Source organism: Mesorhizobium sp. WSM4307 (assembly GCF_007003945.1).
Classification (GTDB): Bacteria; Pseudomonadota; Alphaproteobacteria; order Rhizobiales; family Rhizobiaceae; genus Mesorhizobium.
In genome coordinates, this window is sequence record NZ_VFTB01000010.1 from 111,618 (window position 1) to 135,212 (window position 23,595).

The following is a 23,595-nucleotide window of genomic DNA, read 5'->3' on the forward strand; positions in this document are numbered from 1 at the left end:
AGAAACGATCATGGCCGACAAAATCGCTCCCACAACTGCCCCCGCTGGCACGCCGCTGATCGACATGCGCAACATCTCGATCGCCTTTGGCGGCATCCGCGCCGTCGACGATGCCTCGATCGATCTTTTCCCCGGCGAGGTCGTGGCGCTGCTCGGCCATAACGGTGCCGGCAAATCGACGCTGATCAAGATCCTGTCGGGCGCTTACAAGCGCGATGCCGGCCAGATCTTCGTCAATGGCGAGGAGGCTTCGATCTCCAACCCGCGAGACGCCAAGAAATACGGCATCGAGACCATCTACCAGACGCTCGCCTTGGCCGACAATGTCGACGCCGCCGCCAATCTGTTCCTCGGCCGCGAGCTGATGACCGGCTGGGGCACGCTCGACGACGTTGCCATGGAGGCCGAGGCGCGCAAGGTGATGGGCCGACTCAATCCGCGCTTCCAGCGCTTCAAGGAGCCGGTGATCAAGCTGTCGGGCGGCCAGCGCCAGTCTGTGGCGATCGCGCGCGCGATCTTGTTCAACGCCCGCATCCTGATCATGGACGAGCCGACGGCAGCCCTTGGTCCGCAGGAGACGGCGCAAGTCGGCGAACTGGTCAGGCAGCTCAAATCCGATGGTATCGGCATCTTCCTGATCAGCCACGACATCCACGATGTCTTCGAGCTGGCCGACCGGGTCTGCGTGATGAAGAACGGCCAGGTCGTCGGCACCGCTCGTACCACCGATGTCACCCAGGACGAGGTGCTCGGCATGATCATCCTGGGCAAATGTCCTCCGGGCGCCATCCCCGGGCCGGGTGCGCTGAAGATCGCCGCCTGAGGCCTGCCGACGGCCCGAAAGGGGCTGATCGGCATGGCCGGTTGCCGCTCACGTGATATGCCAGTGATCACGATGGCTTGGCCTTGCCATTGTGTTGGCCTGATGACTTGCCCATAAAGGTCCGGTATTGCTCATGGACCGCATCATCCGTTGAAGAAACTCTTTCCAATCGTTGCGTTCATCGCCGTAGCGCTGATCAGCATGACCATGGCGGGGTTCGCCTATTTCGCGACACAGGAAGCCTCCCGCATCAAGTTCGAGGCGGCGGCCGACGACGCCCTCAACCGGATCGAGAGCCGTATCGACCTGCATTTGTCGCTGCTGCGGTCGACACAGGCCCTGTTCGACGCCCGCAATGGGGATATTTCTCAGAGCGAGTTCAAGGCGTTTTTCAACGCGCTGGACATCGACAACAATTTCGCCGGCCTGCGTGGCATCGGATTCCTCAGGCTGGTCAAGACAGGTGACGAGGCGGCGGTCGAACGCGACATCCTGCACGATTTTGGCGCCAGCCATCCGGTCTATCCGGACACGACGCAGCCCTGGCGTGCGCCCATCATGCTCTTCGAGCCGCTGGATCCGTCCAACCAGAGCGGCATCGGCTACGACATGTTCAGCGAACCGGTGCGGCGCGCGGCGATCGAAAAGGCGATGGCCGACGACCGCCAGCATGCGAGCGGGCTGGTGCAACTGGGCCAGGGCACAGGCGCGAAACAGACCTTCCCCGGCTTTCTGGTTATCGTGCGGCTCAACGTCGAAACCGCGCCGGAGGTCATCAACGCATCACGATCCTCGACCGCGGGCTTTCTCTATGCGGCTTTCCGGGCCAGCGACCTGTTCCAGATCGCGCTCAGCCGCGCGCCGCTGCTGCCGGTCAACACCGAGATCTATGACGGCGCGGTGAACGGCGACAATCTCTTGTTCCGGTCGGAGACGCCGCCGGCCTCCGCCTTTGGCGACCGGCTGCTGGTCACCCGCAAGATCACGGTAGCCGGCCGCCCGTGGACTGTACTGTTCCGGCCGACCAGCGCCTTCTCGCAGCCTTCGTCGCGCGCCATCCCGATGATGCTGGGGCTGTTCGGCCTGCTCGCGGCGGGCGCCATCGCGCTGGTGGCGCGCTTTCAGGAGCGCGCCTATGAGGCGGCCTCGCGCCTGCACGAGACGACCGAAAAGAGCCTGCTCGAAAAGGATCTGATGCTGCAGGAGATGAAGCATCGCATCAAGAATTCGATCACCCGGGTGCTGGCGATCGCGCGGCAGACGGCGTCGCGGGCGACCGACGTCAACGAGTTTTCGGCGTCTTTTTCGGCCAGGCTGCAGGCGATGGCAGCCTCCCAGGACATGCTGACGCGCTCGCGCTGGCAGAAGGCCGATCTCGCAGACCTCCTCCGCATCGAGCTTGGCCAGGTGTTCGGCAAGGACCTGCCCGAGGGGTTGTTGTCGGGACCGGAGGTGCTGCTCGACGAGACCACGACGCAGGCGCTTGGCCTGACCTTCCATGAGCTGGCGACCAATGCGCTGAAATATGGCGAAGCCGGCAATTCCGCCAATTCGCTTAGGAGCGACTGGGCGCTCAAGGTCGAGTGGTCGGTGGAAGGGCGCGGGCGGGAGCGGACACTGGTGCTGAACTGGCGGGAGGCCGGGAAGAAAAAAGTCGAGGCGCCGGCCGAGACCGGATTCGGCACCAAGCTGATCGACCTCAACGTCACGCGCGAATTGCGCGGCACGATCAGGCGCGATTTTCAGGCCGACGGTCTGAAGGTGGAAATCAAAATTCCGCTGACAGGCTGAGACGAATATTCAGGGCGATGGCAAACGACACGCCCATACGTGGAAAATCCGGAGGCCGGCGGACCGGCCTCCGGATCGAAGTTTCGACTGTCGCCGAATCAGTTGCAGCGCGCCGTGTAAATCCGGCCGCGATGATCACGATACTGGCAATAGCCGTTGCGCAGGTTGCGCACCAGCAGGCCGGAACCGGCACCGACAGCCGCACCGATCAGCGCGCCCTTGCCGCCACCGACCAGACCGCCGACGCCGGCGCCAATCAAGCCGCCGCCAACCACGTCCTGCTCGGTGGTGGTGCAGCCGCTGAGAGCGGCCACCGCAACCATGGCAATAATCATCTTCCGCATTGAGTCACTCCTCACTTGTGTCCACACTTTGGTAAGCTCCAGCAGTCATTTAGCATGAAATGACGGCCTTTGCCGCGCGAATTTATTCTTGGCTAAGATAGTCTTTTTCTGGGCGCACCGCATTCGATGCCATGACAAGGCTGGAAATAGCAAGAGAGGCGTCGAGGCTCCCGTCGGGACGCACCTTCCAGACGACCTGGTCGTAGTCATCCTCAAGTGCTGGATCGACAGCGAGACATCTGGCGACGATGTGCTGCGCCTGCCCCTGCACGTCGCCCATGGCAAACGGTCGTTCGGCAGTGCATTCGTCGGCGGTTTCGAAAATGCTCACCGGCACCTGAAGCTCACAACAATCGGTCATCGAGTTGCTGCAGCCGATGACAAGCAACAATGCAGCGATGTGTTCCATGGCGACATGTCCTCTCGCCACAACAACGGCCCATATCGGCCAAAAGTTCCTGAGCGGGCGGCGTGACATGCGAATAGTGCCCGGCGCTGCAAACGGTTAACAGCGCGCACTGTTGCCAGCAGGGGATTCGGTCAGGTCAGCTGGAACATAGCGATGAGGAGAATTGTCGAGGCTGCCGCCAGGACGATGCCCCACAGCAATGTGTGATGCGGCGTAAGCGGCTCCGCGAACGCTTCGGGATCCTGGAATTCGCCCATCGAAACACGGGCAGCCTGTTCCAGTCTGTTCATGTCGGTGACCGTCAAGCATTCCTCCCATACCGTGCCGCAACCCAGCGGATTGCAGCGGCATCTGGGTAAAACAGCATCTGCCCTTATGGTGAACAGCCGGTTAAGGATCGTTGATTGCGCCGGCCGTTCAGTGCGTCTCGAAATTGCTGTGTGGGACGACAAGACGGTATTCAAGGCGGCCGTCCGCGATGTCGAGCCTTGCGGTTCCGCTCAGGGATGCCGGCACCACCCGCTCCAGCGCGATGCTGCCGAAACGCTTTTGACTCCCCCGGCCGCCATTGGTTCCGATGGCTTCGGCCCATGTCAGCGAGAGTGTAACCTCGCCAGGGGTGATGATGTCGAGATTGGCGGTCACTTCGACGAATCCATCCGGCCGGGAGAGAGCGCCGTAGCTGACCGAGTTTACGGCAAGCTCATGCATCGCCAGGCCGATATGCAGCGCGGCATTGGGATTGAGATAGGGGTTGGCACCCCGGAGGCGAAGGCTGTGCGATGTGTTCGTCCCATAGCGCCCGACCTGGCTCGTCACCAGTTCATGAAGGGCCGCACCTCGCCAGTTGGAGGATGTCACCAGATCCTGGGAGGAGGAGAGCGACTGCAGCCGGCCGCGAAAGCGCGTGAGGAAGTCGCCGATGCCGTCGGAATAGCGACCGGTCTGCGTCGCGATGCTCTGGATGATCGCCAGCAGGTTCTTCGAGCGGTGGCTGACCTCGCGCAGCAGCGTCGTCAGCGTCTGTTCGCGCCGCTTCTGCTCGGTCGTCTCGACCATGGTGGTGACGACACCTTGCACGTCGCCGACGTCGCCCCGGTCGGCATCGACCCAAACCTGAAACCAGCGTACGCCGTTTTCGACCGGGACACTGATCTCAAGGCGCTCCGGCTTGCCGGTGGCGACCACGTCGCGCTTGGCGGTGCTGATGCGGTCGGCCTGCGCCATCGGCAGGATGCCATTGCCGTCGGAGCTGTCCGAAATCCAGGGCGCGCGCATATTGCGGGCCCAGACGGTTTTCATGTCGCGGTCCTGATAGAGGACGGAAATGCCGGCATTATGTAGCGCGTGGAGAAGCGCCCGGCCAAGCTGCATGCCACTTTCGGCCGGATGCATGGCGATGACTTCGTCGCTCCGTGCGCCTTCCGTCTTATCTTCACTCCTGGAACGCATCGGCCGATCTGTCCACTCAACTCACGCTGAACGGCTCACTATGAAATGGGTTCCCAAATGAAGTTTCCGAGAAACCATCCCCCTAAAAACGGTCCGCCGGACGGTCTCCTTTGAAGGATACCGCCCGGCGGTGGCTGGAAACCGTTTGAGGGGTGCGGCTTCCAGTGTTCGCTCGAAGAAGCGTTCGCCTCACGCCCGTCTGAACAGGCCGGCCAGGAGCGAAATGACCAAGAAGGCGAGAAAGATGAAGAACAATATCTGCGCTATGCCGGCGGATGTACCGGCGATGCCGCCGAAACCAAGCGCGCCGGCGATAATCGCCACAACGAGAAATACGAGCGCCCAGTAAAGCATGGTTCATCTCCTTCCGAATGCTGCATGGAAAACGTGGGTGGGTGCGGTTTGTTCCACCCTTTGCCGAAAAAGGCGATGCTTGCAAACCGTTAGAGCAATTCCAGGAAAAATGTGAGCGCTTTCCCTTGGGAATTGCGCCAAAACAACAACTTAGAGCAGCTCGCCGTTTCCGTGAAACCGGTGAACCGCTCGAGGCAAAGCGCCGCGAAATTCGCGACGGATGGGTCCGTTTTGCCAAAAAAGGCCGCCCGACGCATCGCATCGGGCGGCCTTTGGGTTTGGCTTCCCGGCTGGAAGCGACCTATGCGGCGGCCTTCGCCTGACGGTCGAAGAACAGCGCCTGGCTGATCAGTGCCTTGACCATGTCGGGATTGAACGGCTTGGTCACCAGGAAGGCCGGTTCGGGGCGCTCGCCGGTCAGGAGGCGTTCGGGAAAGGCAGTGATGAAGATCACCGGCACAGAGGTTGACGACAGGATCTCGTTGACCGCCTCGATGCCCGAACTGCCGTCGGCGAGCTGGATGTCGGCCAGCACCATTTTCGGCCGCGTCTTGCCGAACATCGTCACCGCTTCGGCGTGCGTGCGCGCGGTTCCAACAACACGATGACCGAGGCTCTCGACCATCTCCTCTATGTCCATGGCGATCAGCGGTTCGTCCTCGATGATGAGCACATCGGTCGCCACCTGGCGGGAAATCTCGTTGCTTGCCTGGGCAAGCAACTCGGAGAATTGCTGGTCGCCGACGTCAAGGATCTCGGCTGCCTCGTCCTCGCTGAAACCCTCAACGGCAACCAGCAGGAAGGCCTGGCGCGGAAGGGGCGCGATGGCGTTGAGATTGGCGGCGGCGCGCTGTTCCCACGCCGATTGGGCCTGCTCCTGCGGCACGCGGATGGCGACGGACGTGAAAAGTTTTGCGAAGACCTTGTAAAGAGCGATACGGTCGCTCGATGCTTCGGGGAAGATGTCGACATCGGCGATGATGGCCTCAAGCATCGCAGCGACCAGCGCGTCGCCGCTCTCTTGCGATCCCGAGACGGCGCGCGAGAAGCGGCGCAGGAACGGCAGGTGCGGTGCGATGGTGGCGGATAAACTCATGATAAGACGTCTCCCTCAGTATGACGCGATTGCCCGAAATGCAGGCCAAGCTGATCGCAAGCCCCACTAATACAACGCGGGCTTTCTCAAAAAGTTCCGGCCGGTATGGAACGAAAAGCCGGGAACGGCGTTTGGGGTCGGGATGGGCAACCAGACGAAGGTGCCGCTTGTGTTGAGTTTGAGTATGGGCGGCCTAGTGCTGGGAATATAAGGGCGAAATGAAGGATATGACGAAAGATATTTTGGCTGGCGCCGAGGGCAGGCGCCGGAACGGTGTCGGCGACCCGCTCGGGCCCAACTCCGAAATCGGACGCAAACTCAAACAATATTATGACGAGCTGGTCTCCGACGATGTGCCGGATCGCTTTGCCCAGTTGCTCAGCCAGCTGGAACAAGCCGAACCCGCACAGAAGAAGGACTGAGGCATGGCAGCGGTCTCCCAAGGCTTCAAGACCGATCTGCTTGGGGCAATCCCGAGCTTGCGGGCCTTTGCCGTGTCGCTGACGCAGAATGCGGACAAGGCCGACGACCTCGTTCAGGAAACGCTGGTCAAGGCCTGGGACAAGCATGAGAGCTTCCAGCCCGGCACCAACCTCAAGGCATGGCTTTTCACCATCCTGCGCAATGAATTCTATTCGCAGATGCGCAAACGCGGCCGCGAAGTGCAGGACAGCGACGGCATCATGACGGCCAGGCTCGCGGTGCATCCGGCCCAGCACGGCCAACTCGATCTCAAGGATTTTCGCAGCGCTCTGGAGCAGTTGCCGGAGGACCAGCGCGAGGCCATCATTCTCATTGGCGCATCCGGCTTTTCCTATGAGGAGGCCGCTGAAATCTGCGGTTGCGCGGTCGGAACGATCAAGAGCCGGGTCAGCAGGGCGCGCACGCGCCTGCAGGAGATTCTCAAGATTTCCGGCGAGGACGAATACGGTCCCGATGCGATCTCGGCCCAGGTCACGGGGACTGCGGCGCATTGAGGTGGATCCGGGTCGCGGAACCCGGATCTATCTCACCCTGGAGAGCCGCGCCCATAGGCCAGCGCCACCGCTTCGACGAGATCTTCGCCTGAATAGGGCTTGGTGACCAGCTTCACCCCTGGAAAGGATGCCTTGATCTCGTCCGCATCGGAATAGCCGGAGGCAAACACGAAAGGCACGCCTGTTTCACGCAGGCCGGCGGCGAATTCGAGCGTCGATGTGCCGCCCAGCATCAGATCGACGATGGCCGCGTCGAATTGCGTCGCGACCTTTCGGCCATTGAGCTCGGCCAGGTCGCGGGCAACCACCACCTCGCCGGCGCCGTGGTCGCGGCAGAGCTGCTCGACATCCATGGCGATGAGGAATTCATCCTCCAGGACAAGAATTCGCAATCCGTCAAGCAAGTGGGGCACGGGTAATTCGCTCCTTGAAACGCTGGGGAGTCATGATCGCAATTCGGCGCGCTGTCATTTAAAAAAGACATGCCCTTTCGCGGAACTCCGATTCAGGCAAAACGTTTAGGCACACCTGCTGACCGGCAGGCTTTCGAAGAGGGTCGAAATGCCAGGCCAGAATGGGCGTAACTTATCCAGTCGGCAGTATCCTTGCGAGAATTGTCCTTTGCGGCCATTGCCGGTTTTCCGCGAGTTCGAAAAGCAGGAACTGGCCTTCATCAGCAGCTTCAAGAAGGGCGAACTGGCGGTCGACAAGGGCGCCACTGTCCTCGTGGAAGGAAGCCACAGCGCCCATCTCTACACGGTGCTGTCCGGCTGGGCGTTCCGCTACAAGCTGTTGCCGGACGGTCGCCGACAGATCCTCAACTATCTCATGCCCGGCGATCTCATCGGCCTGCAAGGCAGCGTCATGGGGGAAATGCAGCATTCCGTCGAGGCCCTGTCGCCGATGCTGCTTTGCGTCTTCGAGCGCGACAGCCTGCATGAACTCTACCGCAACCATCCGGGTCTCGCCTACGACATCACCTGGATCGCGTCGCGCGAAGAACGCATGCTGGACGAGAACCTGCTCAGTGTCGGCCGCCGCAGCGCGATCGAGCGCGCCGCCTATCTGATTGCCTTCATCGGCAGCCGTGCCAAGGTCGTGGGGCTGAACGGCAAGCAATCCATCCAGATTCCGATCACCCAACAACATATCGCCGACACGCTTGGCCTTTCGCTGGTTCATACCAACAAGACGATCCGAAAACTGATGGATCGCAAGCTGATCCTCTGGCGCGATGGCGGTTGCGAGGTGGTCGATGCGGAAAGGCTCAAGCAGCTCGCCGGCTGGGAAGGGCTGGGCGAGGGGCGTCGCCCCCTGATCTGAGACGCTTCTGGCCATGGATCGACGATTGGTGCGTATGCGCGTGTTTTCGGCTAGTTTGCCACGATGCCGGAACCATGAGACGCAAGGCGCGTTTGAAATCGAGCAATCACAAGGAGTTAAGCAATGGCAACCGCCGCAGGGAAGACCGCCAACGAGGCGCGGGTGAATTCGGACCTCGAAGCCGACATCAGGCAGTTGAAGGCCGATATCGACAAGCTCACCAAGCAGTTGGCCAAGACTGGCGAACACGGCTATGGCACTGCCCGCCGCGCGGCCACCGAGGGCGTCGAGCAATTGCGCGCGCAGGGCGAAGCCGCCTTCGACAGCCTGCGCGGCAGTGCCAAGGACATCGAGGCGCAGTTGCTGGCAAATGTCCGCGAAAAGCCGGTGACGTCGCTGGCGATCGCCGCCGGTGTCGGCTTCCTTTTCGCGCTGCTCGCACGTCGCTAGTTCCCCAAATGGGACTTCTGGCATCCCTGCTCTCGGGTTTCGCCTCGGGCGAAACCGTGGCCGCTGTGCGTCGCGTACGTACGGCGGCCATCGTCTATGCGCTCGCCGCTTTGGCGGCTTTGTGCGGTCTCGGCTTTCTGATCGGGGCAGCCTATATCTGGGCCGCCGCCCGCTATGGATCGTTCGCCGCGGCGCTTGACTTCGGTGTCGGCTTTCTGGTGATCGCCGGTCTCGTTCTCCTGGTCCATCGTTTGACGTCGGGCGCCCGTGCCCGCCGCGAGGCAAGGCGGCGCAGCGCCGACATGAAGGCGATCGGCATCACCGCCGCACTCGCCGTGCTGCCGACCTTGCTCAAGGGAAAAGGCGGCCTCGGGGTCATTCTAGGCCCGGCCTTGGCGCTCGCCGCCTATGCCATCTACCGCGAGAATGTGACGCCCGACGATCCGGATGCCGGCGAGGGGAAATAGCGCCGGCACCCCGGCCTGAGATCAAAGATCCCTCACTTGGACAGATCTTCCAGCGGCATCGATATTTCGGCGAACACCCCTTCCGGCCGGAATTCATGGGTCACTTCGCTTGAGATGACCTTGGCCAGGCTGCGGCGGATGAGGATCGAGCCGAAGCCGTGGCGCTCCGGCGGGGCGACTTCAGGGCCGCCGCTTTCGCGCCAGGTCAGCACAAGGCGGCGCTTGCCCTTCCGGCCTTGCGTCTTCCAGTCGAGGGCGACCTTGCCCGATGCAATCGACAGCGATCCATGTTGCAGCGCGTTGCTGGCCAGTTCGTGCAGGATAAGCCCGAGCCCGACGGCCTGGTCCGGCGACAGCAAGAGATCGGCGCCGGAGATCGCGATGCGCGGCTGGTCGGCGGTGTCAAACGGCCTGATCTCGATCTGGACGAGTTCGCGGATGCCGATGCCGCGCCACTCGCGGTCGGACAAAAGGTTGTGGGCGATGCCCAGCGCCTGAAGCCGGGCGCCGAAGGCTTCGAGGAATTCGCTTGGCTGGCGGGCATGACGCACGGTCTGCGTCGCCAGCGCCTGGACGGTCGCCAGCGTGTTCTTGACGCGGTGGTTGAGCTCGCGCAGCAGAAGCCGCTGCCGCTCGTCGCCGAGCTTGCGTTCGGAGATGTCGTAGTTGACGCCGAAGATCAGCGTCGGCTTGCCGTCGCCGTCGCGCTCGATGACGCGGCCGCGCGTGGCCACCCAGCGCGGCGGATGAAAGCCTTTCACCCGGTATTCGCCGAAATAGTCGTCGCTGCCGGCCAGGGCATCGCGAAAGCGGGTTTCGGTCTGGTAGACATCGCGCGGATCGATGGCGGTCAGGATGTCGTGCGCCCGCAGCCGGGTGGAGCGCGGCAGGTTGAACAGTTCCGACAGGCGGACATCGCATTCGATCATGTCGGTGCGGATGTCCCATGCCCAGCTGGCGAGCGAAGCGGCATCGAGCGCGATGGCGCGTCGCTTTTCCTCGCGCGCCAGGGCTGCCTCGGCCATGGCGCCGCTGCGGGTGGCGTGCTTCAAGGTGAAGAGGCTGGCGGCGAGGCCGGCCAGCGTCTTCAACTGGTCGAGCTTGGCCCCGGAGGGATAGGCATGCGGTTTGCGGTCGAGCACGCACAGCGTGCCGATCCTGGCGCCTGCCACCACCATCGGCGCGCCGGCATAGAAGCGCACATGATGTTTGCCGGTGACCAGCGGGCTGGTTCTGAAACGCGGGTCCGTCGCTGCGTCCGTCACCACCATGGGCTCGTCGCCGGCGGCGATGGTATGGGCGCAGAAAGAGATGCCGGTCGCGCTTTCGGTTTCGTCGAGACCAAAGCACGACTTGAACCATTGCCGCTCGACATCGACGAGCGTGACAAGGGCGGTGGGCGCCCGCATCACGGCCGCGGCAAGGCCGGTGATGCGGTCGAAATCCGGGTCAGCCGCCGTATCGAGCATGTCCAGCCCGTGCAGCACGTCCAGCCGGTCTTCGGCATTGACCGCGAGCGCCACCTCAGCCGGCAGGCTCGCTCGTATTTCTACCTGGTTATCCACCCCAAACCCCAAATGCCCATGCCGGTCTTCGCCGTCCTGCCGACGCACCGGCCCGTGACAAGCTAGCCTCCCGGAACCATCCTAGCGAGGAACCGTTACCCGACCGTGATTTGCCGAGTGCGCCAACGGGCGCAAAACGAAACAAGGACCGGCCATGCCCAAGATCATTCCCGAGGACAAAGCGCGGCAGGGGCGGTGGGGCTGGCACGGCCTGCGCATCCTGATCGCCGCGTTGCTTCTGGCCTTTGCGGCCTGGGGCATTGCCGAAATCTATGGCGAGGTGGCCAAGACACCGGCGACGCAGCAAGGAAGTGCGCCGAGCGGCTAGATTTTCGGCCGTCACGGTTGGAGATTTCATCAGGCGGCCTTTGCCGCGGCAATGCTGGCCGGCACCAGGACATTCAGCGCGCCGGGCTGGATTTCGATCGTCGTCTCAGGCTCGAGCCTGACCAGTTCGCCATCCATGACGGCGCGGAACTTTCTGCTGCCGGAATGGATTTTCAGGACGGCGCGGTCAGCCTGGTGGATCTCGACATGTTCATTGTCGCGCCATTTTCCGCGCGCCACGTTGAATAGGAATTTCATCAGTTCGGCGCGCTGTTGCGCCACCGTGACGTAGATGCCGAGCACGCCGCCCGAAGGATTGTCCGCATAGGGCAGATGGCCTTCACCGAACAGATTGTTGGTGACGCCGATGCCTGAGATGCGCGCCGTCATCTCGGCCTTGCCGATAGCGAGCGTGACGTTCATCGCCGGCGGGTTCTTGATTGTCGCCCATGCCGCCTTGGCCGAAGCGCCGATCTTGCCCAGGCGCGAGCCGAATTCCATTCCCTGACGCAGTTGCACCATCTTCGCATGCATGCCGATCGAGAATTGATGAACGAAGGGACGGCCATTGGCGGTGGCCATGTCGACGGCGATGATCTCACCGTCGGCGAAGGATTTCAGCGCGGCATCGAGCGACTGCGGAATGCCGAGGCCACGCGCGAACAGGTTCATGGTGCCGGCCGGCAAGATGGCGAGCGCCTTTTTCTTGCCCATCAGCCTCGCGGCCGCCGCTGAAATGGTTCCGTCACCGCCACCCGCCAGCACGACATCGACGGTGCCGCGCGAGGCGGCGCTGTCGAGGCTCTCCACGACGTCCTTGCCGGCAACCACGTCGATGCTCAGGGAATGGCCTGCCGTTTCCAGCGTCTGGCGCATCCGGTCGGAGAAGGCGGCGAGGTTGGTGGTGCGCAAGGTGCCGCCATCCCGGTTCAGCACCGCTGCAAATTTCATGCCCCGCTCCGTTATGTCAAAACGGGCCAGGACGAACCCAGCCGCAGGCTGAAACGTGGCGATACCGGAAAGGTTCCGCTGGAAACGGCGCAATTCAGCGCGTGTTCATCAGCGCCCGCGCAACTGCTGCGTGTTTTTCCGGCGCGAAATCCACGCCAGTTTTGTCGGAACAACGGCATGGTCACGACGTTGTGAACCCGTGGAGATGCCGCGCCCGATCTTCCCAGCGACGGTTCAATCGGGCGCGGCGTGCATGAAGTCAGGCACCAGGAGAGACTACCATGATACGCACCCTTTTTACCACGACCGCACTCGCAACGTTGATCGCGACCGGCGCGTTCGCGCAGAGCACGACGACCCCCGCACCTGCCGCACCGTCCGTTCAGGAGCCGGCCGCGGCCGCTCCGGTGGCGCGCGCCGAAGGCAGCATCGTCACCAACATCATTGGAGAATCCGTCTATAACGGCACCAGCGACGACGCCGAGAACATCGGCAAGGTCACCGATGTCGTCTTCGACAAAGACGGCATGGCCAAATCCGTCGTCATCGGCGTCGGCGGCTTTCTGGGCGTCGGGGCGAAGAATGTCGCCTTCGACTATGACAAGCTGCAATGGGCCGAAAAGAACGGCGACCGCTGGCTGGTGGCCCAGACAAGCAAGGACGAACTGAAGGCGCATGCGGAGTTCGACAGCAAGCCCTACGGGCCTGCGCCGGCTCCTGCCACTTCCACCGACGCGGCAGCACCGAAAGCGCCTGCGACGACGGATACCGCACAGGCTCCCGCAGCCGCTCCGGCCGAGCCGGTGAAGCGCGCCGACGGCAACCTAGCCACCAACATCATTGGTGAGACTGTCTACAACGGCACCGGCGACGACGCGCAGAAGATCGGCAGCGTCAACGACATCGTGCTGTCCAAGGAAGGCAAGGCCGAATCGCTGGTGATCGGCGTGGGCGGCTTCCTTGGCCTCGGCGCCAAGAATGTCACCTATGATTTCAACAAGGCCCAGTGGGCGGAGAAGAACGGCGACCGCTGGCTGGTGGCGCAGACCACCAAGGAAGAGCTGCAGGCGCAGCCGGATTTCAACCGCAAGGCCTATGATCCGGCACCGGCAACGACGGCATCGAATGAGCCGGCGCCAACAGCTCCGGCCGCGACCACCGCTCCCGCCGCCGCCCCAGCGGACAAGACGGCCGCAGCACCGGCGGCTACGACCCCTGATGCCACCGCTCCTGACCAGACGCAGACCGCCGCCATCGACAAGTCCAAACTGACCGCGATGCCGGTCGGCGAAATCAAGGCCGACGATCTGAAGGGCACCACGGTCTACGGCGCCAATGACGCCAAGGTCGGCGAGATCGGCGATGTTGTGTTGACGCCCGACAGGAAGACGGATGCGGTGATCGTCAACGTCGGCGGCTTCCTCGGCATCGGCGAGAAAGAGGTGGCGGTCGGCCTGGATAATCTGAAGTTCATGACCGACAAGAACGGCAAGAAGTACCTCTACACGACCTTCACCAAGGAACAGCTCGAGGCGCAGCCTGCCTATGACAAGGGCAGCTATGCCGAGAAGCGCGACCAGCAGCGGTTGATTGTGAAGTAGGCAGTAGGGCAGTAGGCAGTAGGCGCGCCCTATTGCCTACTGCCTATTCCCTTGCTCACATGTCCCACCACGCCATTTTCCGTCAGCTCCGCCAGCGCCAGCGACTGGTCGAGATGTTCGGCGCGCCAGGCGAGAAGCCGCTCGGCGAATTGCAGACGGGTGGACAGATGCGCAGGGCTGGTGGCGAGGTTGGTCAGTTCGCCAGGGTCTGCCTCGACGTTGAAAAGCAAAGGCGGCAAACCGCCGCCAAAATGCACGTATTTGAATTTTTTGGTGCGGATGACCGCCAGGTTGCACTGGCGCGAGGCAATGCCGAAATGCGCTTCGGCGTCGCCGTCCGCGATCGAGCGAAAATCGAACTCCCAATGCGCGGCGTCGCGCCAGGTGGCGGGGCTTCCGCCGCTCAGGAATGGTTTCAGCGAGCATCCGTCGAGATGCGGTTCGGGGGGCTCGCCAAGCAGGTCCATAAGCGTGGGCAAGATGTCTACCGCTTCGGTGAAGCGATCGACCGTGCTGCCGGCCGCCTTGCGATGCCGCGGGTCGCGAATGATCAGCGGGATGTGGTAGCTGCCGTCGAAGTAGCCGCCCTTGCCCAGCATGAAATGGTCACCCATCATCTCGGCATGGTCCGAGGTGAGAACGATGATGGTGTCGTCCCACGCGCCTGAAAGCTTGAGCGCCTGCCATATCAGGCCAAGCTGGGTGTCGACCTCCGAGATCATGCCGTAATAGATCGCCCGGATGCGGCGGAAATCATCCTCGCTCCAGTCGTGCACCTTGCCAGCGGCGCCGGGGCGGAAATTCGCGCGATACCGCCGGCTGAGATCATAGGCGAGATAGGGATGGCCCTGCGCTTCGGCCCGCCAGCTTTCCGCACGGTGGAAGGCCGGGCCGTCGGCCGGATCGTATAGCGTGTTGTAGGGCTCTGGCACGATGAAGGGCGGGTGCGGGCTGATGAAGGACAGATGCGCGAACCAGGGCGTGGCCTGTTCCTGCTCGCCGAGCCAGCGGATGAACTCACCGGCAAGGAAAGCCGCCGGCGTATGGTCCTTCGAATAGATTGGCGGCGCCTCGGTCACGCTGTCATCGTCTTCCTCGCCGGCAGGACGGTGGATGTCGGGAGAACCGGCGCTGGCATCGATGCCCTGCTGCTTCAGCCAGGAGAGCCACTGCTTTTGATGCTCCGGCAACAGCTGGCGCACCGTGAATCCGGGCAGCACGCCTTCATAGGTTTTCAGCCTGGGATCACCTGAAGCCAGCAGGCGCGGGTCGAGCGACACGTCGGTGTAGCCGAACAGCGTTGGATCGTAGCCGATGCCGCGCGCGTGCTGCGCGATGTTGCCATGACGGGCGTCGAGCGGTGAGCCGTTGCGGCAGACGCGGTTGTTCATCTGGTAGAGGCCGGTGTAGAGGCAGGCACGCGCCGGCGAGCAAGGGGCCGCGCCGCCATAGTGCTGCTTGAACAGCACGCCCTCGGCGGCCAGCGCGTCGGCATTCGGCGTCTTCACCACGGGATGGCCGGCGGCCGACACGCAGTCACCGCGCCATTGGTCGCAAGTGATCAGGAGAACGTTCGGGCGCCTGGCTTTTCCCGTCACTCGCGATACCTTTCGCTGCATGGTCGAATGCCATTCATGGAACCGATTTCCGCCAAGGGCGCAAGACCGCCCGTGTTAGTCGATTGGTGAACAAAATTCTTTCCATCGTTCACTTTTACAGCACAGTCCATTCTGTGTTTGGCGCCTTTGCCGCAAGCGGTCGCGTCCTCATATTGGCGTGGACAGCGGCGAGGGCCGCACAAACAACAAGGGAAGGAGCAAGACAATGCTCGACCAGATCAAGGGTCTCCATCACGTCACCTCGATGGCCAGGGATGCCCGGCAGAACAATGATTTCTTCACCCACAAGCTCGGCCTGCGCCGCGTCAAGAAGACGGTCAATTTCGACGCGCCCGACGTCTACCATCTTTATTATGGCGACGAGGTTGGCACGCCCGGTTCGGTGATGACCTATTTTCCGTTTCCCAACATCGGCAAGGGCCGTCCCGGCGTCGGCGAAGTCGGCACCACGGTCTACTCAGTGCCGGAAGGCACGCTCGCCTATTGGGAAAGGCGCTTCGCCGACGAAGGCGTGAGCGGTGTTTCCCGCGAGGAGAGTTTTGGTGAGAAGCGCCTCAGATTCGCCGGCCCCGATGGCGACGGTTTCGCGCTTGTCGAGGACAAGGCCGATAGCAGAGCGCCGTGGGCCAAAGGCGGCATCGCGACCGACGAGGCGATCCGCGGCTTTCACTCGGTTTCGCTCAGGCTGAAGGATGGCGGCGCCACCGAGGAGCTGTTGAAATTCATGGGCTACGAGGAAGTCGACAAATCGGGCAATGTCAGACGGCTTGCCGTGAAGAACGGCAACGGCGCCGATGTCGTCGATATCGAATCGCTGCCGACCGCGGCCTTCGCCGACCTTGGCGCCGGCTCGGTGCATCACGTCGCCTTCGCCGTCGAGAACCGCGCCAAGCAGCTCGAAGTGCGCAAGGCGTTGATGGATACGGGCTACGGGGTGACGCCGGTGATCGACCGCGACTATTTCTGGGCGATCTACTTCCGCACGCCGGGCGGCGTGCTGTTCGAAGTCGCCACCAACGAGCCGGGTTTCGACAGGGATGAAGACACCGCGCATCTGGGTGAAGCGCTGAAGCTGCCGACGCAGCATCAGCATTTGCGGCCCTATCTCGAACAGCATCTGCAGAAGCTGGAAGGCTGAGCCATGAGCAAGGACACTTACATCCACAAGGTGCTGCCCGGTTCGCCGGGCGGTCCCATGCTTTTCGTCTTCCACGGCACCGGCGGTGACGAGAGCCAGCTTCTGTCGCCGGGGCGCGATCTCGTGCCCCAGGCCACCATCATCTCGCCGCGCGGCGATGTCTCCGAATACGGTGCGGCGCGCTTCTTTCGTCGCGCCGGCGAGGGCGTCTACGACATGAGCGACCTTGCGCGGGCAACGGACAAGATGGCGGCCTTCGTGAAGGCGCATGTCGAGGCTGCGAAGCCCACGGCGGTGCTCGGCCTCGGCTATTCCAACGGCGCCAACATACTGGCGTCAGTGGTGTTCGCCGAGCCCGAGCTGTTCGACGCCACCGTGCTGATGCATCCGCTGATCCCGTTCGAACCGCAGGTCAAGGGCAGCCTCGCTGGCCGCCACATGCTGCTGACCGCCGGCAAGCGCGATCCGATCTGCCCGCCGAACCTGACGACGCGGCTCGAGGCCTATTTGCGTGCCGACGGTGCCGATGTCACAGTGGAATGGCACGAAGGCGGGCACGAGGTGCGGCCAAATGAAATCGAAGCGGCCCGGCGGCTCTTCGCCGGTGTCGCTCAAGGAGTTTAGACATGCCCGACCAACTGCCTGAAATCGAACTGGAAGACCGCGGCTCCAAAGGGCGCTATGTGCTGCGTGGTCCCGGCGGCGCCGAGGCCGAGATGACCTTCACCAAGATCGGTGAACACCAGATCATCATCGACCACACCGAAGTGCCGGACGCGTTTCGCGGCCAGGGCGCCGGGCTTCGGCTCGTCACCCGCGCCGTCGAGGATGCGCGCGCGGCGGGCAAGAAGATCATCCCGCTGTGCCCGTTCGCCAACGCCCAGTTCCGCCGCCACGCGGAATGGGCCGACGTGCTGAAACAGTAGGGGAGCGCAGCACGTCATCGATAGGCCGCAGCGGGGGGATAAGGGGGCAGTCCCCGCTGCCGGTTGGCTTTGTCATTTGCCGCGACCGGATATCTTGCCTAGATATGATGTCTCGCCGTGCCGACAAACGAACTGAATGATCCCCCGATGACCGAAACCGACCTCGTCCCCGTCTTCGACGGCCACAACGATACGCTGCTCAGGCTGTATCAATCGAAGGACAGGGACGTCGAAAAGCTGTTCGTCGAAGGCAAGTCGGGCGGCCATATCGACCTGCCGCGCGCCAAGGCGGGCGGCTTCGCCGGCGGCATGTTCGCGATCTTTCCGCCGCCGGTCGAGAAAGCCAGGCGCAGCGCCGTGCCCTTGGCGCCGAGCGACAGCGAGCCGCTGCCGCCGGAGGTGCCGCGCGCCGATGCGCTCAACTCGACAATCGCGATGGCCTCGATCCTGTTTCGGCTGGAGCGGGCTGGGGCTCTGGCCGTCTGCCGTACAGCCGGCGACATACACAACGCCATGGCCAAGGGCACGATCGCCGCGGTGTTCCATATCGAGGGCGTCGAGGCGATCGATCCCGAACTGACCATGCTCGACGTGTTGCATGCCGCCGGCCTGCGCTCGCTCGGCATCGTCTGGAGCCGGCCGAATGCTTTCGGTCACGGCGTGCCGTTCCGCTTTCCATCCTCGCCGGATACCGGCTCGGGGCTGACCGATGCCGGCAAGGCGCTGGTCAAGGCCTGCAACGAACTGAAGATCATGATCGATCTTTCGCATCTCAACGAGAAAGGTTTTCGCGATGTCGCTGGTCTCAGCGACGCGCCGCTGGTCGCCACCCACTCCAACGTGCATGCGCTCTGCACCCATTCACGCAACCTCACCGACTGGCAGCTCGGCGCCATACGCGAGTCCGGCGGCATGGTCGGGCTGAACTTCGCCACCGGCTTCCTGCGCGAGGACGGCCGCATGAATGCCGACACCAGCCTCGACATAATGGTGCGTCATGTCGATTCCCTGCTGCAGGCGCTGGGTGAGGACGGCGTCGGCCTGGGCTCCGATTTCGACGGCGCCATGATCCCGGCGGTCATCGGCGACGTCGCCGGACTGCCGAAGCTGATCGACGCCTTGGCCGCGCGTGGTTTTGGCCGTGCCCTGATCGAGAAGATCGCTTACCGCAACTGGCTGAGCATGCTCGAAAGAACCATTGGGTAGCGCGCTGGCGCTACTCGAAACCGATCCTTTTGAGCCAATCCTTGCCGACGCCGCGGTCGCGGATGATCGGCAGCGGATTCTCCTTATCGAGCCGCGCGCAGATGCGGTAGACCTCGAGCGTCTCGGCGCTCATCTCGCCGCGCTTGTAGAAGAACATGGCGGCGGCATAGCGCGTGCGGCCCGACCATTTTTCGCCGAGCGGCGTGTTGACCAGCTCCCACTGCTCGGCCGCCTCCAGCTCCGCTTCGTCGGTCATGGTCAGAAATCCGCCGGCGGATTGGCGGTGCGGCGGTTGAGCTTGATGAAGGGCCGCGCCACCACCTTGGCCCGTTTCATCAGCTTCTGATACTGCAGCTCGCGCATGGCGTAGATCTCGACCCAAAGGTCTTCCACGACAGTATCACCATAGGGCCGCGCCAGCGAGGCGATGGCGATGTTGCGCTTGGCCATTGGCGACCACATGGCGGCGCTGACCAGTCCGACCTCCTGATGCTTCCTGTGATAGACGATGGCGTGTTCGGCCGGGATGTTGCCCTCGATCTCCAGCCCGACCAGCACATGGCGCAGCCTGCGTTTGGCGCGCGCCTCGAGGATGGCGCGGCGGCCGTTGAAATGGGCTTTCTGCGGATCGATCATGAAGCCGAGACCGATCTCGTCGGGCCTGCGCAAGCGATCGGCGCGGATGGCGTGCTCGGCGGTGGTGAAGTCGGCATTGGCAACGATCAGCCCGGCCTCGAGTCGCGCGCGATTGAGGGCGGTGTAGCCGATGGCGCGGATCCCGCGCAGCTCGCCCGCCGCCATCACCCGGTCCCAGAGGCCCAGCGCCTTGTCGGCCGGCACGAACAGTTCGTAGCCGAGATCGCCGGTGAAGCCGGTGCGCGAGATGGTGACGGATGTGTGGTCGTGCGGGAAATCCGCAAGGTCGAAAACCCTGAGCTTCTCGACACCAGCGAAGCCGGCATCGCGCAGCACGGCGAAGGAGGTTGGCCCCTGCAATGCCAGCCCGGCGACGGCCTCGGTTTCTTCCTCGACGATGACGTCGAAACCAATGGCGCTGTCGAGCAGCCAGGGCAGATGCCGCTCCTGCGAACACAGGCGGAAACGCGTCGGCGACAGGCGAAACAGCGTGCCGTCATCGAGGACAAACCCCTCGTCGTCACACCATGCCGTGTAGTGGACACGGCCGGGCCTGAGTTTTGTCACATCGCGCAGCGTGACGCGGTCGAGGAAGGCTTCGGCATCCGGCCCCTCGATCCGGTATTTGGTCATCGGCGAGATGTCGAACAGCGCCGCCTGGCTGCGGATGGCGAAATATTCGAGTTCCTCGTCCCACAGCGAATGCGGCGCGCGGTAGCCGGCCCAATTGTACCAGTCCTGGGTTTTGGCCAATGCGTCGAGGCGGGGCTGGAACGGCGTGCCGAGGCGCAGCGTGCGGAAATGCGATTGCGCGGCGATGCGGGCGGAGACAGCCGCATCGGCCGTCTTTGCAACGGACTTCTTCCTGGTTGCCTGGGCCATGACCTATCCCTTCATCGCAATGATGCGCCGCGCCGCGTTGAGGCCTGGGGCCCCGGAGACGCCGCCACCGGGATGCGAGCCGGCGCCGGCCAGGAACAGCCCTTCGAGCGGCGTGTCGTAGCCCGACCCGCCGGAGACGGGCCGCGAGATCAGCATCTGGTCGGCCTGCAGCTCGCCATGGTGCCAGTGACCGCCGGGCATGCGGTAGCGCATCTCGATATCGGCCGGTGTCAGAAGCTCGGCGTGAACGACGCTCTTGCCGATGCCGGGCGCGTAAGCCTCGAGCTGCGCCATGATCGCCTCGAGGAATTTCGGCTTGCCGGCAACCCAGCCTTCCTTCAACGCGTAGGGCGCGTATTGCACCACTGCCGACAGCACACAGGCGCCGTCGGGCGCGAGCGACGGGTCGGCGAGGCTGGGCAGCGTGATTTCCAGCACCGGCTCAGGCGAGAATTCGCCATACTTGCATGGGTTGAAGGCGCGCTCGACATGATCGGGCGAGGGCGCGATGACCAGGCGGCCCTTTTGAGCGGCGGCATCGGCACCGGTGAATTGCGGCGGCCGGTCGAGCGCCAGATGAAGCTTGGCGGCGTCGCCCTTCATGCGGATGCTTTTCATCTTGCGCACGAAACCGGTGTCGATCTCGCGCGGCCCGACAAGGTCGAGGAAGGTCGTTGCCGGGTTGATCGCCGAGACAACAGTCCTGGCGCGCAGTTCCTCGCCAGTGTCGAGCGCGACGCCGACGGCATGGCCCTTCTCGACGGTGATTTTCGCCACGGCAACCGACGTGCGGATGGTGACGCCGGCCTTCTCCGCCGCGGCGCGAATGGCGGCGACGACGGCGCCCATGCCGCCTTGCGGCAGGACCTGCGCACCGGCCGTTCCGCCGGTCTCGCCGGCCAGGCGATAGTAGAGGCCGAGCAACGAGGTTGGCGAGCGCGGGCCGAGATGGCTGCCGAGGGTGGCGTCGAAGGCGAGCAGGCCTTTCAGCCTGGTATCTTCAAGTTGCTCGTCGAGCAGATCGGCGACGTTCATCAAGAGCACGCGCAAGAAGTCGCGCATGTCTTCCTTGCCGAGTTTTTTCAGCGCCAACGCGGTCTGGCCAAGCCCTGCGGTCTCCATCAACGACATGCCGGCGAGATCGGGCGGCCGGCGGGAGAGGAAGGGCTTGAGGATGCCGGCATAGCGCAGCAGTTGCGCGCGCAAGTCCTTCCAGGCGGACTGTTCGGAGGAACTGGCGCCGGTCAGCACCTCGCCATAGGCGCCATGCAGCATCAGCGCCGGACCGTCCATCGCTAGCGCCACAGACGGCAGGAAGTCGGCGCGGGCGAATTGCAGCCCATGCGTCTCCAGTTCCAGCGTCTTCACCACGTCGGGGTGCAACCGGTTCAGCAGGTGAGCGATCGACGAGACGCGAAAGCCCGAGGCGAATTCCTCGGTGCGCGCGGCGCCGCCGACTTCTCTGCCTGCCTCCAGCACCAGCACCTTGCGGCCGGCCTTGGCCAGCGTGGCGGCGGCGACGAGGCCGTTGTGGCCGCCGCCGATGACGATTGCATCAAATGACGTCATGGGCCGGGCTCATATGCGAGGTGGATTTGGCAAGATCGCGCAGGATTTCGGCTGCCGCATTGCGGCCGGGCGCGCCCATGACACCGCCGCCCGGGTGGGTCGAGGAGCCGCACATATAGAGCCCGCCGACCGGCGAGCGGTATTGCGCGTAGCCCGGCACCGGGCGGTTGAACAGAAGCTGGTCGAAGGTCAGTTCACCCTGGAAGATATTGCCTTCCGTCAAGCCGACCTCGGCCTCGATTTCGCGCGGCGTGCGCACCTCCATATGGACGATGCGGTCGCGGAAGCCGGGCGAGTACTCGGCGATCTGCGCGATCACGCTTTCGGCGAAACCGTCACGGTCGGCATCGGTCCAGTCGCGGCCGTTCACCTTGGGCGGCGCGTATTGCACGAAGCAGCTCATGAAGTGCTTACCCGGCGGCGCCATGGTCGGGTCGAGCGTCGTCGGGATGACCATGTCGAGGAAGGGATCGGCCGACCAACGCCCGGCCTTCCAGTCGTCATAGGCGCGCTCCATGCGCTCCATCGAATCGGTGAAATGCATGTCGCCGCGATAGACCGGCGAATCCTTCGGCAGCGCCGGGAATTCCGGCAGCGAATCCAGCGCGATGTTGACCTTGCCGGAGGAGCCGCGGATCTTGAAGTTCTTCACCCGGCGCAGGAAAATGTCGGGCAGTTCCTTTTCCTCGACGAGCTTCAGGAAGGTGCGCTTCACGTCGGCATTGGAGACGACGAGCTTGCCGTAAACCTCCTCGCCGCCGGCCAGCACCACGCCCCTGGCCTTGCCTCGGCTCACCAGCACTTGGTCGACCTCGGCGCTGGTGCGGATGGTGCCGCCCGAGCCCTTGAACGATGCGGCCAATGCCTTGGTGACCGCGCCCATGCCGCCGCGCGCATAGCCCCAGGCGCCGACCGAGCCGTCGACCTCGCCCATATAGTGATGCAAGAGCACGTAGGCCGTGCCGGGCGACATCGGTCCGAGCGCGGTGCCGATGATCCCCGACAAAGCGAAGTTCGCCTTGATGACATCGGTCTCGAAATACTCATCGAGGAAGTCCGAGATCGACATCGTCCAGAAGCGCAGCGTCAGCGCCATTTCTTCCGCCGACAGGCCGGCGAATTTCTTGCCGAGATAGAGCAGTTCGCCAAGGTCGCGCGGCTTGAAACTGGTCGGGTCGGGCGCGGTGCGCATCAGCAGCGGCTGGATGAAGCGGCATTGCCGCGTCACGTCGCGGGCGTAGCGGTCATAGGCCTCGGCGTCGCGCCTGGAGAAGCGGGCGAATTCGCGGCGGTGCGCATCATGGTCGCGGTAGTTGGCGAGATAGTCACCATCCCTCGTGAACACCGCGCCGCCCTCATAGGAAATGACCTGCAGGCCGAAGCGCGGCAGTTCGAGGTCGCGCATGATTTCCGGGCGAAACAGCGAGCAGACATAGGAGCAATTGGAATAGAGGAAGCCCGGCGTCAGCTCGCGGCTGGTGGCCGCACCCCCGACCCAGCCGTTCTTCTCCACCACCAGCACGTCGAGCCCGGCGCGCTGCAGGTAGCAGGCATTGACCAGGCCATTGTGTCCGCCGCCGATGACGATCGCGTCCCAAGCTTTCATTGTGGCCCGGCCTGTTTGTTTCCAAGCAGTTCCCCAAGGGAAAGCGTTACGCGCTTTTCCCGGGAAAACCGCTCGCACCTTTC

Annotated in this window: 28 protein-coding genes; 14 read left to right on the forward strand and 14 right to left on the reverse strand. The window is 63.5% G+C overall.

Annotated features, from left to right (window positions below):
* Positions 1 to 10 precede the first annotated feature (10 nt).
* Positions 11 to 823 (forward strand): ATP-binding cassette domain-containing protein, encoded by an 813-nt coding sequence (locus FJV83_RS24315; RefSeq protein ID WP_095787971.1) that lies wholly within the window; start codon positions 11 to 13, stop codon positions 821 to 823.
* A gap of 150 nt (positions 824 to 973) precedes the next feature.
* Entirely contained in the window at positions 974 to 2,614 is a 1,641-nt protein-coding gene (locus FJV83_RS24320) for a CHASE domain-containing protein (RefSeq protein ID WP_142885701.1), read from the forward strand.
* A gap of 98 nt (positions 2,615 to 2,712) precedes the next feature.
* Here the strand turns inward: FJV83_RS24320 and FJV83_RS24325 are convergent, their stop codons facing one another.
* The 5 genes from FJV83_RS24325 to FJV83_RS24340 form a co-directional block, all read right to left on the reverse strand.
* Positions 2,713 to 2,958, reverse strand: coding sequence for a YMGG-like glycine zipper-containing protein (locus tag FJV83_RS24325; RefSeq protein ID WP_095772156.1), 246 nt, complete (start codon positions 2,956 to 2,958; stop codon positions 2,713 to 2,715).
* 82 nt (positions 2,959 to 3,040) lie between these two features.
* A complete protein-coding gene (locus FJV83_RS24330) occupies positions 3,041 to 3,367 on the reverse strand; it encodes a hypothetical protein (RefSeq protein ID WP_142885700.1) in 327 nt (108 codons plus the stop codon).
* A gap of 131 nt (positions 3,368 to 3,498) precedes the next feature.
* Positions 3,499 to 3,672, reverse strand: coding sequence for a hypothetical protein (locus FJV83_RS36520; protein WP_185973364.1), 174 nt, complete (start codon positions 3,670 to 3,672; stop codon positions 3,499 to 3,501).
* Between the two features lie 112 nt (positions 3,673 to 3,784).
* On the reverse strand, positions 3,785 to 4,819 hold the full coding sequence (locus tag FJV83_RS24335) for a sensor histidine kinase (RefSeq protein WP_142885699.1): 1,035 nt from the start codon (positions 4,817 to 4,819) through the stop codon (positions 3,785 to 3,787).
* Positions 4,820 to 5,008: 189 nt separating this feature from the next.
* Positions 5,009 to 5,173, reverse strand: a complete 165-nt coding sequence (locus FJV83_RS24340; protein ID WP_010911886.1) for a DUF1328 domain-containing protein — start codon at positions 5,171 to 5,173, stop codon at positions 5,009 to 5,011.
* A 41-nt stretch (positions 5,174 to 5,214) separates the two neighbouring features.
* Here FJV83_RS24340 and FJV83_RS24345 point away from each other — a divergent pair, with 41 nt between their 5' ends.
* Positions 5,215 to 5,496 carry a hypothetical protein gene (locus FJV83_RS24345; RefSeq protein WP_142885698.1) on the forward strand — a complete coding sequence of 94 codons (282 nt, stop codon included), beginning with the start codon at positions 5,215 to 5,217 and terminating at the stop codon, positions 5,494 to 5,496.
* Here the strand turns inward: FJV83_RS24345 and FJV83_RS24350 are convergent.
* Complete coding sequence (locus FJV83_RS24350; RefSeq protein WP_064990804.1) at positions 5,475 to 6,269, reverse strand: response regulator; 795 nt, start codon at positions 6,267 to 6,269, stop codon at positions 5,475 to 5,477. The genes FJV83_RS24345 and FJV83_RS24350 overlap by 22 nt on opposite strands.
* Positions 6,270 to 6,487: 218 nt before the next feature.
* Here FJV83_RS24350 and FJV83_RS24355 point away from each other — a divergent pair, with 218 nt between their 5' ends.
* Positions 6,488 to 6,691, forward strand: a complete 204-nt coding sequence (locus FJV83_RS24355) for a NepR family anti-sigma factor (protein WP_010911884.1) — start codon at positions 6,488 to 6,490, stop codon at positions 6,689 to 6,691.
* Between the two features lie 3 nt (positions 6,692 to 6,694).
* A complete protein-coding gene (locus FJV83_RS24360) occupies positions 6,695 to 7,246 on the forward strand; it encodes an RNA polymerase sigma factor (protein WP_095772158.1) in 552 nt (183 codons plus the stop codon).
* A gap of 32 nt (positions 7,247 to 7,278) precedes the next feature.
* Here the strand turns inward: FJV83_RS24360 and FJV83_RS24365 are convergent, their stop codons facing one another.
* On the reverse strand, positions 7,279 to 7,659 hold the full coding sequence (locus tag FJV83_RS24365) for a response regulator (protein WP_245438011.1): 381 nt from the start codon (positions 7,657 to 7,659) through the stop codon (positions 7,279 to 7,281).
* Positions 7,660 to 7,807: 148 nt separating this feature from the next.
* On the opposite strand from FJV83_RS24365, the gene FJV83_RS24370 reads away from it, so the two are divergent.
* From FJV83_RS24370 to FJV83_RS24380, 3 genes are all read left to right on the forward strand, one after another.
* Positions 7,808 to 8,569, forward strand: a complete 762-nt coding sequence (locus FJV83_RS24370; RefSeq protein ID WP_095772159.1) for a Crp/Fnr family transcriptional regulator — start codon at positions 7,808 to 7,810, stop codon at positions 8,567 to 8,569.
* Positions 8,570 to 8,692: 123 nt separating this feature from the next.
* Positions 8,693 to 9,019: a DUF883 family protein gene (locus tag FJV83_RS24375; protein ID WP_142885697.1), complete on the forward strand. Its 327-nt coding sequence runs from the start codon at positions 8,693 to 8,695 to the stop codon at positions 9,017 to 9,019.
* A gap of 8 nt (positions 9,020 to 9,027) precedes the next feature.
* Positions 9,028 to 9,486, forward strand: coding sequence for a hypothetical protein (locus tag FJV83_RS24380; RefSeq protein ID WP_142885696.1), 459 nt, complete (start codon positions 9,028 to 9,030; stop codon positions 9,484 to 9,486).
* A 32-nt stretch (positions 9,487 to 9,518) separates the two neighbouring features.
* On the opposite strand, the gene FJV83_RS24385 is transcribed toward FJV83_RS24380, so the two are convergent.
* Positions 9,519 to 11,051 carry an HWE histidine kinase domain-containing protein gene (locus FJV83_RS24385; protein WP_142885695.1) on the reverse strand — a complete coding sequence of 511 codons (1,533 nt, stop codon included), beginning with the start codon at positions 11,049 to 11,051 and terminating at the stop codon, positions 9,519 to 9,521.
* Positions 11,052 to 11,205: 154 nt separating this feature from the next.
* Between FJV83_RS24385 and FJV83_RS36525 the strand changes: the two genes are divergently transcribed.
* Positions 11,206 to 11,379, forward strand: coding sequence for a hypothetical protein (locus FJV83_RS36525; protein ID WP_095772162.1), 174 nt, complete (start codon positions 11,206 to 11,208; stop codon positions 11,377 to 11,379).
* Between the two features lie 29 nt (positions 11,380 to 11,408).
* Here FJV83_RS36525 and FJV83_RS24390 read toward each other — a convergent pair whose 3' ends face one another.
* Positions 11,409 to 12,329 (reverse strand): diacylglycerol kinase family protein, encoded by a 921-nt coding sequence (locus FJV83_RS24390; RefSeq protein ID WP_142885694.1) that lies wholly within the window; start codon positions 12,327 to 12,329, stop codon positions 11,409 to 11,411.
* Positions 12,330 to 12,610: 281 nt separating this feature from the next.
* Between FJV83_RS24390 and FJV83_RS24395 the strand changes: the two genes are divergently transcribed.
* Positions 12,611 to 13,930, forward strand: a complete 1,320-nt coding sequence (locus tag FJV83_RS24395; RefSeq protein ID WP_142885693.1) for a PRC-barrel domain-containing protein — start codon at positions 12,611 to 12,613, stop codon at positions 13,928 to 13,930.
* A gap of 29 nt (positions 13,931 to 13,959) precedes the next feature.
* On the opposite strand, the gene FJV83_RS24400 is transcribed toward FJV83_RS24395, so the two are convergent.
* Complete coding sequence (locus FJV83_RS24400; RefSeq protein WP_095772165.1) at positions 13,960 to 15,528, reverse strand: alkaline phosphatase family protein; 1,569 nt, start codon at positions 15,526 to 15,528, stop codon at positions 13,960 to 13,962.
* A gap of 226 nt (positions 15,529 to 15,754) precedes the next feature.
* On the opposite strand from FJV83_RS24400, the gene FJV83_RS24405 reads away from it, so the two are divergent.
* From FJV83_RS24405 to FJV83_RS24420, 4 genes are all read left to right on the forward strand, one after another.
* Entirely contained in the window at positions 15,755 to 16,687 is a 933-nt protein-coding gene (locus FJV83_RS24405) for a VOC family protein (protein ID WP_095772352.1), read from the forward strand.
* 3 nt (positions 16,688 to 16,690) lie between these two features.
* Positions 16,691 to 17,311 carry an alpha/beta hydrolase gene (locus tag FJV83_RS24410; RefSeq protein WP_142885692.1) on the forward strand — a complete coding sequence of 207 codons (621 nt, stop codon included), beginning with the start codon at positions 16,691 to 16,693 and terminating at the stop codon, positions 17,309 to 17,311.
* Between the two features lie 2 nt (positions 17,312 to 17,313).
* Positions 17,314 to 17,613, forward strand: coding sequence for a GNAT family N-acetyltransferase (locus tag FJV83_RS24415; protein WP_095772167.1), 300 nt, complete (start codon positions 17,314 to 17,316; stop codon positions 17,611 to 17,613).
* Between the two features lie 147 nt (positions 17,614 to 17,760).
* On the forward strand, positions 17,761 to 18,819 hold the full coding sequence (locus FJV83_RS24420) for a dipeptidase (protein ID WP_142885691.1): 1,059 nt from the start codon (positions 17,761 to 17,763) through the stop codon (positions 18,817 to 18,819).
* A 10-nt stretch (positions 18,820 to 18,829) separates the two neighbouring features.
* Here FJV83_RS24420 and FJV83_RS24425 read toward each other — a convergent pair whose 3' ends face one another.
* Genes FJV83_RS24425 through FJV83_RS24440 form a run of 4 tightly spaced genes read right to left on the reverse strand, consistent with a single transcriptional unit; the run spans position 18,830 to position 23,512 of the window.
* Positions 18,830 to 19,075, reverse strand: coding sequence for a hypothetical protein (locus FJV83_RS24425; RefSeq protein WP_095772169.1), 246 nt, complete (start codon positions 19,073 to 19,075; stop codon positions 18,830 to 18,832).
* A gap of 2 nt (positions 19,076 to 19,077) precedes the next feature.
* On the reverse strand, positions 19,078 to 20,337 hold the full coding sequence (locus tag FJV83_RS24430; RefSeq protein WP_142885690.1) for an aminomethyltransferase family protein: 1,260 nt from the start codon (positions 20,335 to 20,337) through the stop codon (positions 19,078 to 19,080).
* 3 nt (positions 20,338 to 20,340) lie between these two features.
* Positions 20,341 to 21,906, reverse strand: coding sequence for an NAD(P)/FAD-dependent oxidoreductase (locus tag FJV83_RS24435; protein ID WP_142885689.1), 1,566 nt, complete (start codon positions 21,904 to 21,906; stop codon positions 20,341 to 20,343).
* On the reverse strand, positions 21,893 to 23,512 hold the full coding sequence (locus FJV83_RS24440; protein WP_142885688.1) for an NAD(P)/FAD-dependent oxidoreductase: 1,620 nt from the start codon (positions 23,510 to 23,512) through the stop codon (positions 21,893 to 21,895). Before FJV83_RS24440 ends, FJV83_RS24435 begins: the two co-directional genes overlap by 14 nt.
* Between the last annotated feature and the right edge of the window lie 83 nt (positions 23,513 to 23,595).

Bases quoted from the DNA above. Each gene is read 5' to 3' on its own strand.
- FJV83_RS24315 (WP_095787971.1), top strand. From the start codon at position 11: ATGGCCGACAAAATCGCTCCCACAACTGCCCCCGCTGGCACGCCGCTG.
- FJV83_RS24325 (WP_095772156.1), bottom strand. From the start codon at position 2,958: ATGCGGAAGATGATTATTGCCATGGTTGCGGTGGCCGCTCTCAGCGGC.
- FJV83_RS24330 (WP_142885700.1), bottom strand. From the start codon at position 3,367: ATGGAACACATCGCTGCATTGTTGCTTGTCATCGGCTGCAGCAACTCG.
- FJV83_RS24335 (WP_142885699.1), bottom strand. From the start codon at position 4,819: ATGCGTTCCAGGAGTGAAGATAAGACGGAAGGCGCACGGAGCGACGAA.
- FJV83_RS24340 (WP_010911886.1), bottom strand. From the start codon at position 5,173: ATGCTTTACTGGGCGCTCGTATTTCTCGTTGTGGCGATTATCGCCGGC.
- FJV83_RS24350 (WP_064990804.1), bottom strand. From the start codon at position 6,269: ATGAGTTTATCCGCCACCATCGCACCGCACCTGCCGTTCCTGCGCCGC.
- FJV83_RS24355 (WP_010911884.1), top strand. From the start codon at position 6,488: ATGAAGGATATGACGAAAGATATTTTGGCTGGCGCCGAGGGCAGGCGC.
- FJV83_RS24360 (WP_095772158.1), top strand. From the start codon at position 6,695: ATGGCAGCGGTCTCCCAAGGCTTCAAGACCGATCTGCTTGGGGCAATC.
- FJV83_RS24370 (WP_095772159.1), top strand. From the start codon at position 7,808: ATGCCAGGCCAGAATGGGCGTAACTTATCCAGTCGGCAGTATCCTTGC.
- FJV83_RS24375 (WP_142885697.1), top strand. From the start codon at position 8,693: ATGGCAACCGCCGCAGGGAAGACCGCCAACGAGGCGCGGGTGAATTCG.
- FJV83_RS24380 (WP_142885696.1), top strand. From the start codon at position 9,028: ATGGGACTTCTGGCATCCCTGCTCTCGGGTTTCGCCTCGGGCGAAACC.
- FJV83_RS36525 (WP_095772162.1), top strand. From the start codon at position 11,206: ATGCCCAAGATCATTCCCGAGGACAAAGCGCGGCAGGGGCGGTGGGGC.
- FJV83_RS24390 (WP_142885694.1), bottom strand. From the start codon at position 12,329: ATGAAATTTGCAGCGGTGCTGAACCGGGATGGCGGCACCTTGCGCACC.
- FJV83_RS24395 (WP_142885693.1), top strand. From the start codon at position 12,611: ATGATACGCACCCTTTTTACCACGACCGCACTCGCAACGTTGATCGCG.
- FJV83_RS24405 (WP_095772352.1), top strand. From the start codon at position 15,755: ATGCTCGACCAGATCAAGGGTCTCCATCACGTCACCTCGATGGCCAGG.
- FJV83_RS24410 (WP_142885692.1), top strand. From the start codon at position 16,691: ATGAGCAAGGACACTTACATCCACAAGGTGCTGCCCGGTTCGCCGGGC.
- FJV83_RS24415 (WP_095772167.1), top strand. From the start codon at position 17,314: ATGCCCGACCAACTGCCTGAAATCGAACTGGAAGACCGCGGCTCCAAA.
- FJV83_RS24420 (WP_142885691.1), top strand. From the start codon at position 17,761: ATGACCGAAACCGACCTCGTCCCCGTCTTCGACGGCCACAACGATACG.
- FJV83_RS24425 (WP_095772169.1), bottom strand. From the start codon at position 19,075: ATGACCGACGAAGCGGAGCTGGAGGCGGCCGAGCAGTGGGAGCTGGTC.
- FJV83_RS24430 (WP_142885690.1), bottom strand. From the start codon at position 20,337: ATGGCCCAGGCAACCAGGAAGAAGTCCGTTGCAAAGACGGCCGATGCG.
- FJV83_RS24435 (WP_142885689.1), bottom strand. From the start codon at position 21,906: ATGACGTCATTTGATGCAATCGTCATCGGCGGCGGCCACAACGGCCTC.
- FJV83_RS24440 (WP_142885688.1), bottom strand. From the start codon at position 23,512: ATGAAAGCTTGGGACGCGATCGTCATCGGCGGCGGACACAATGGCCTG.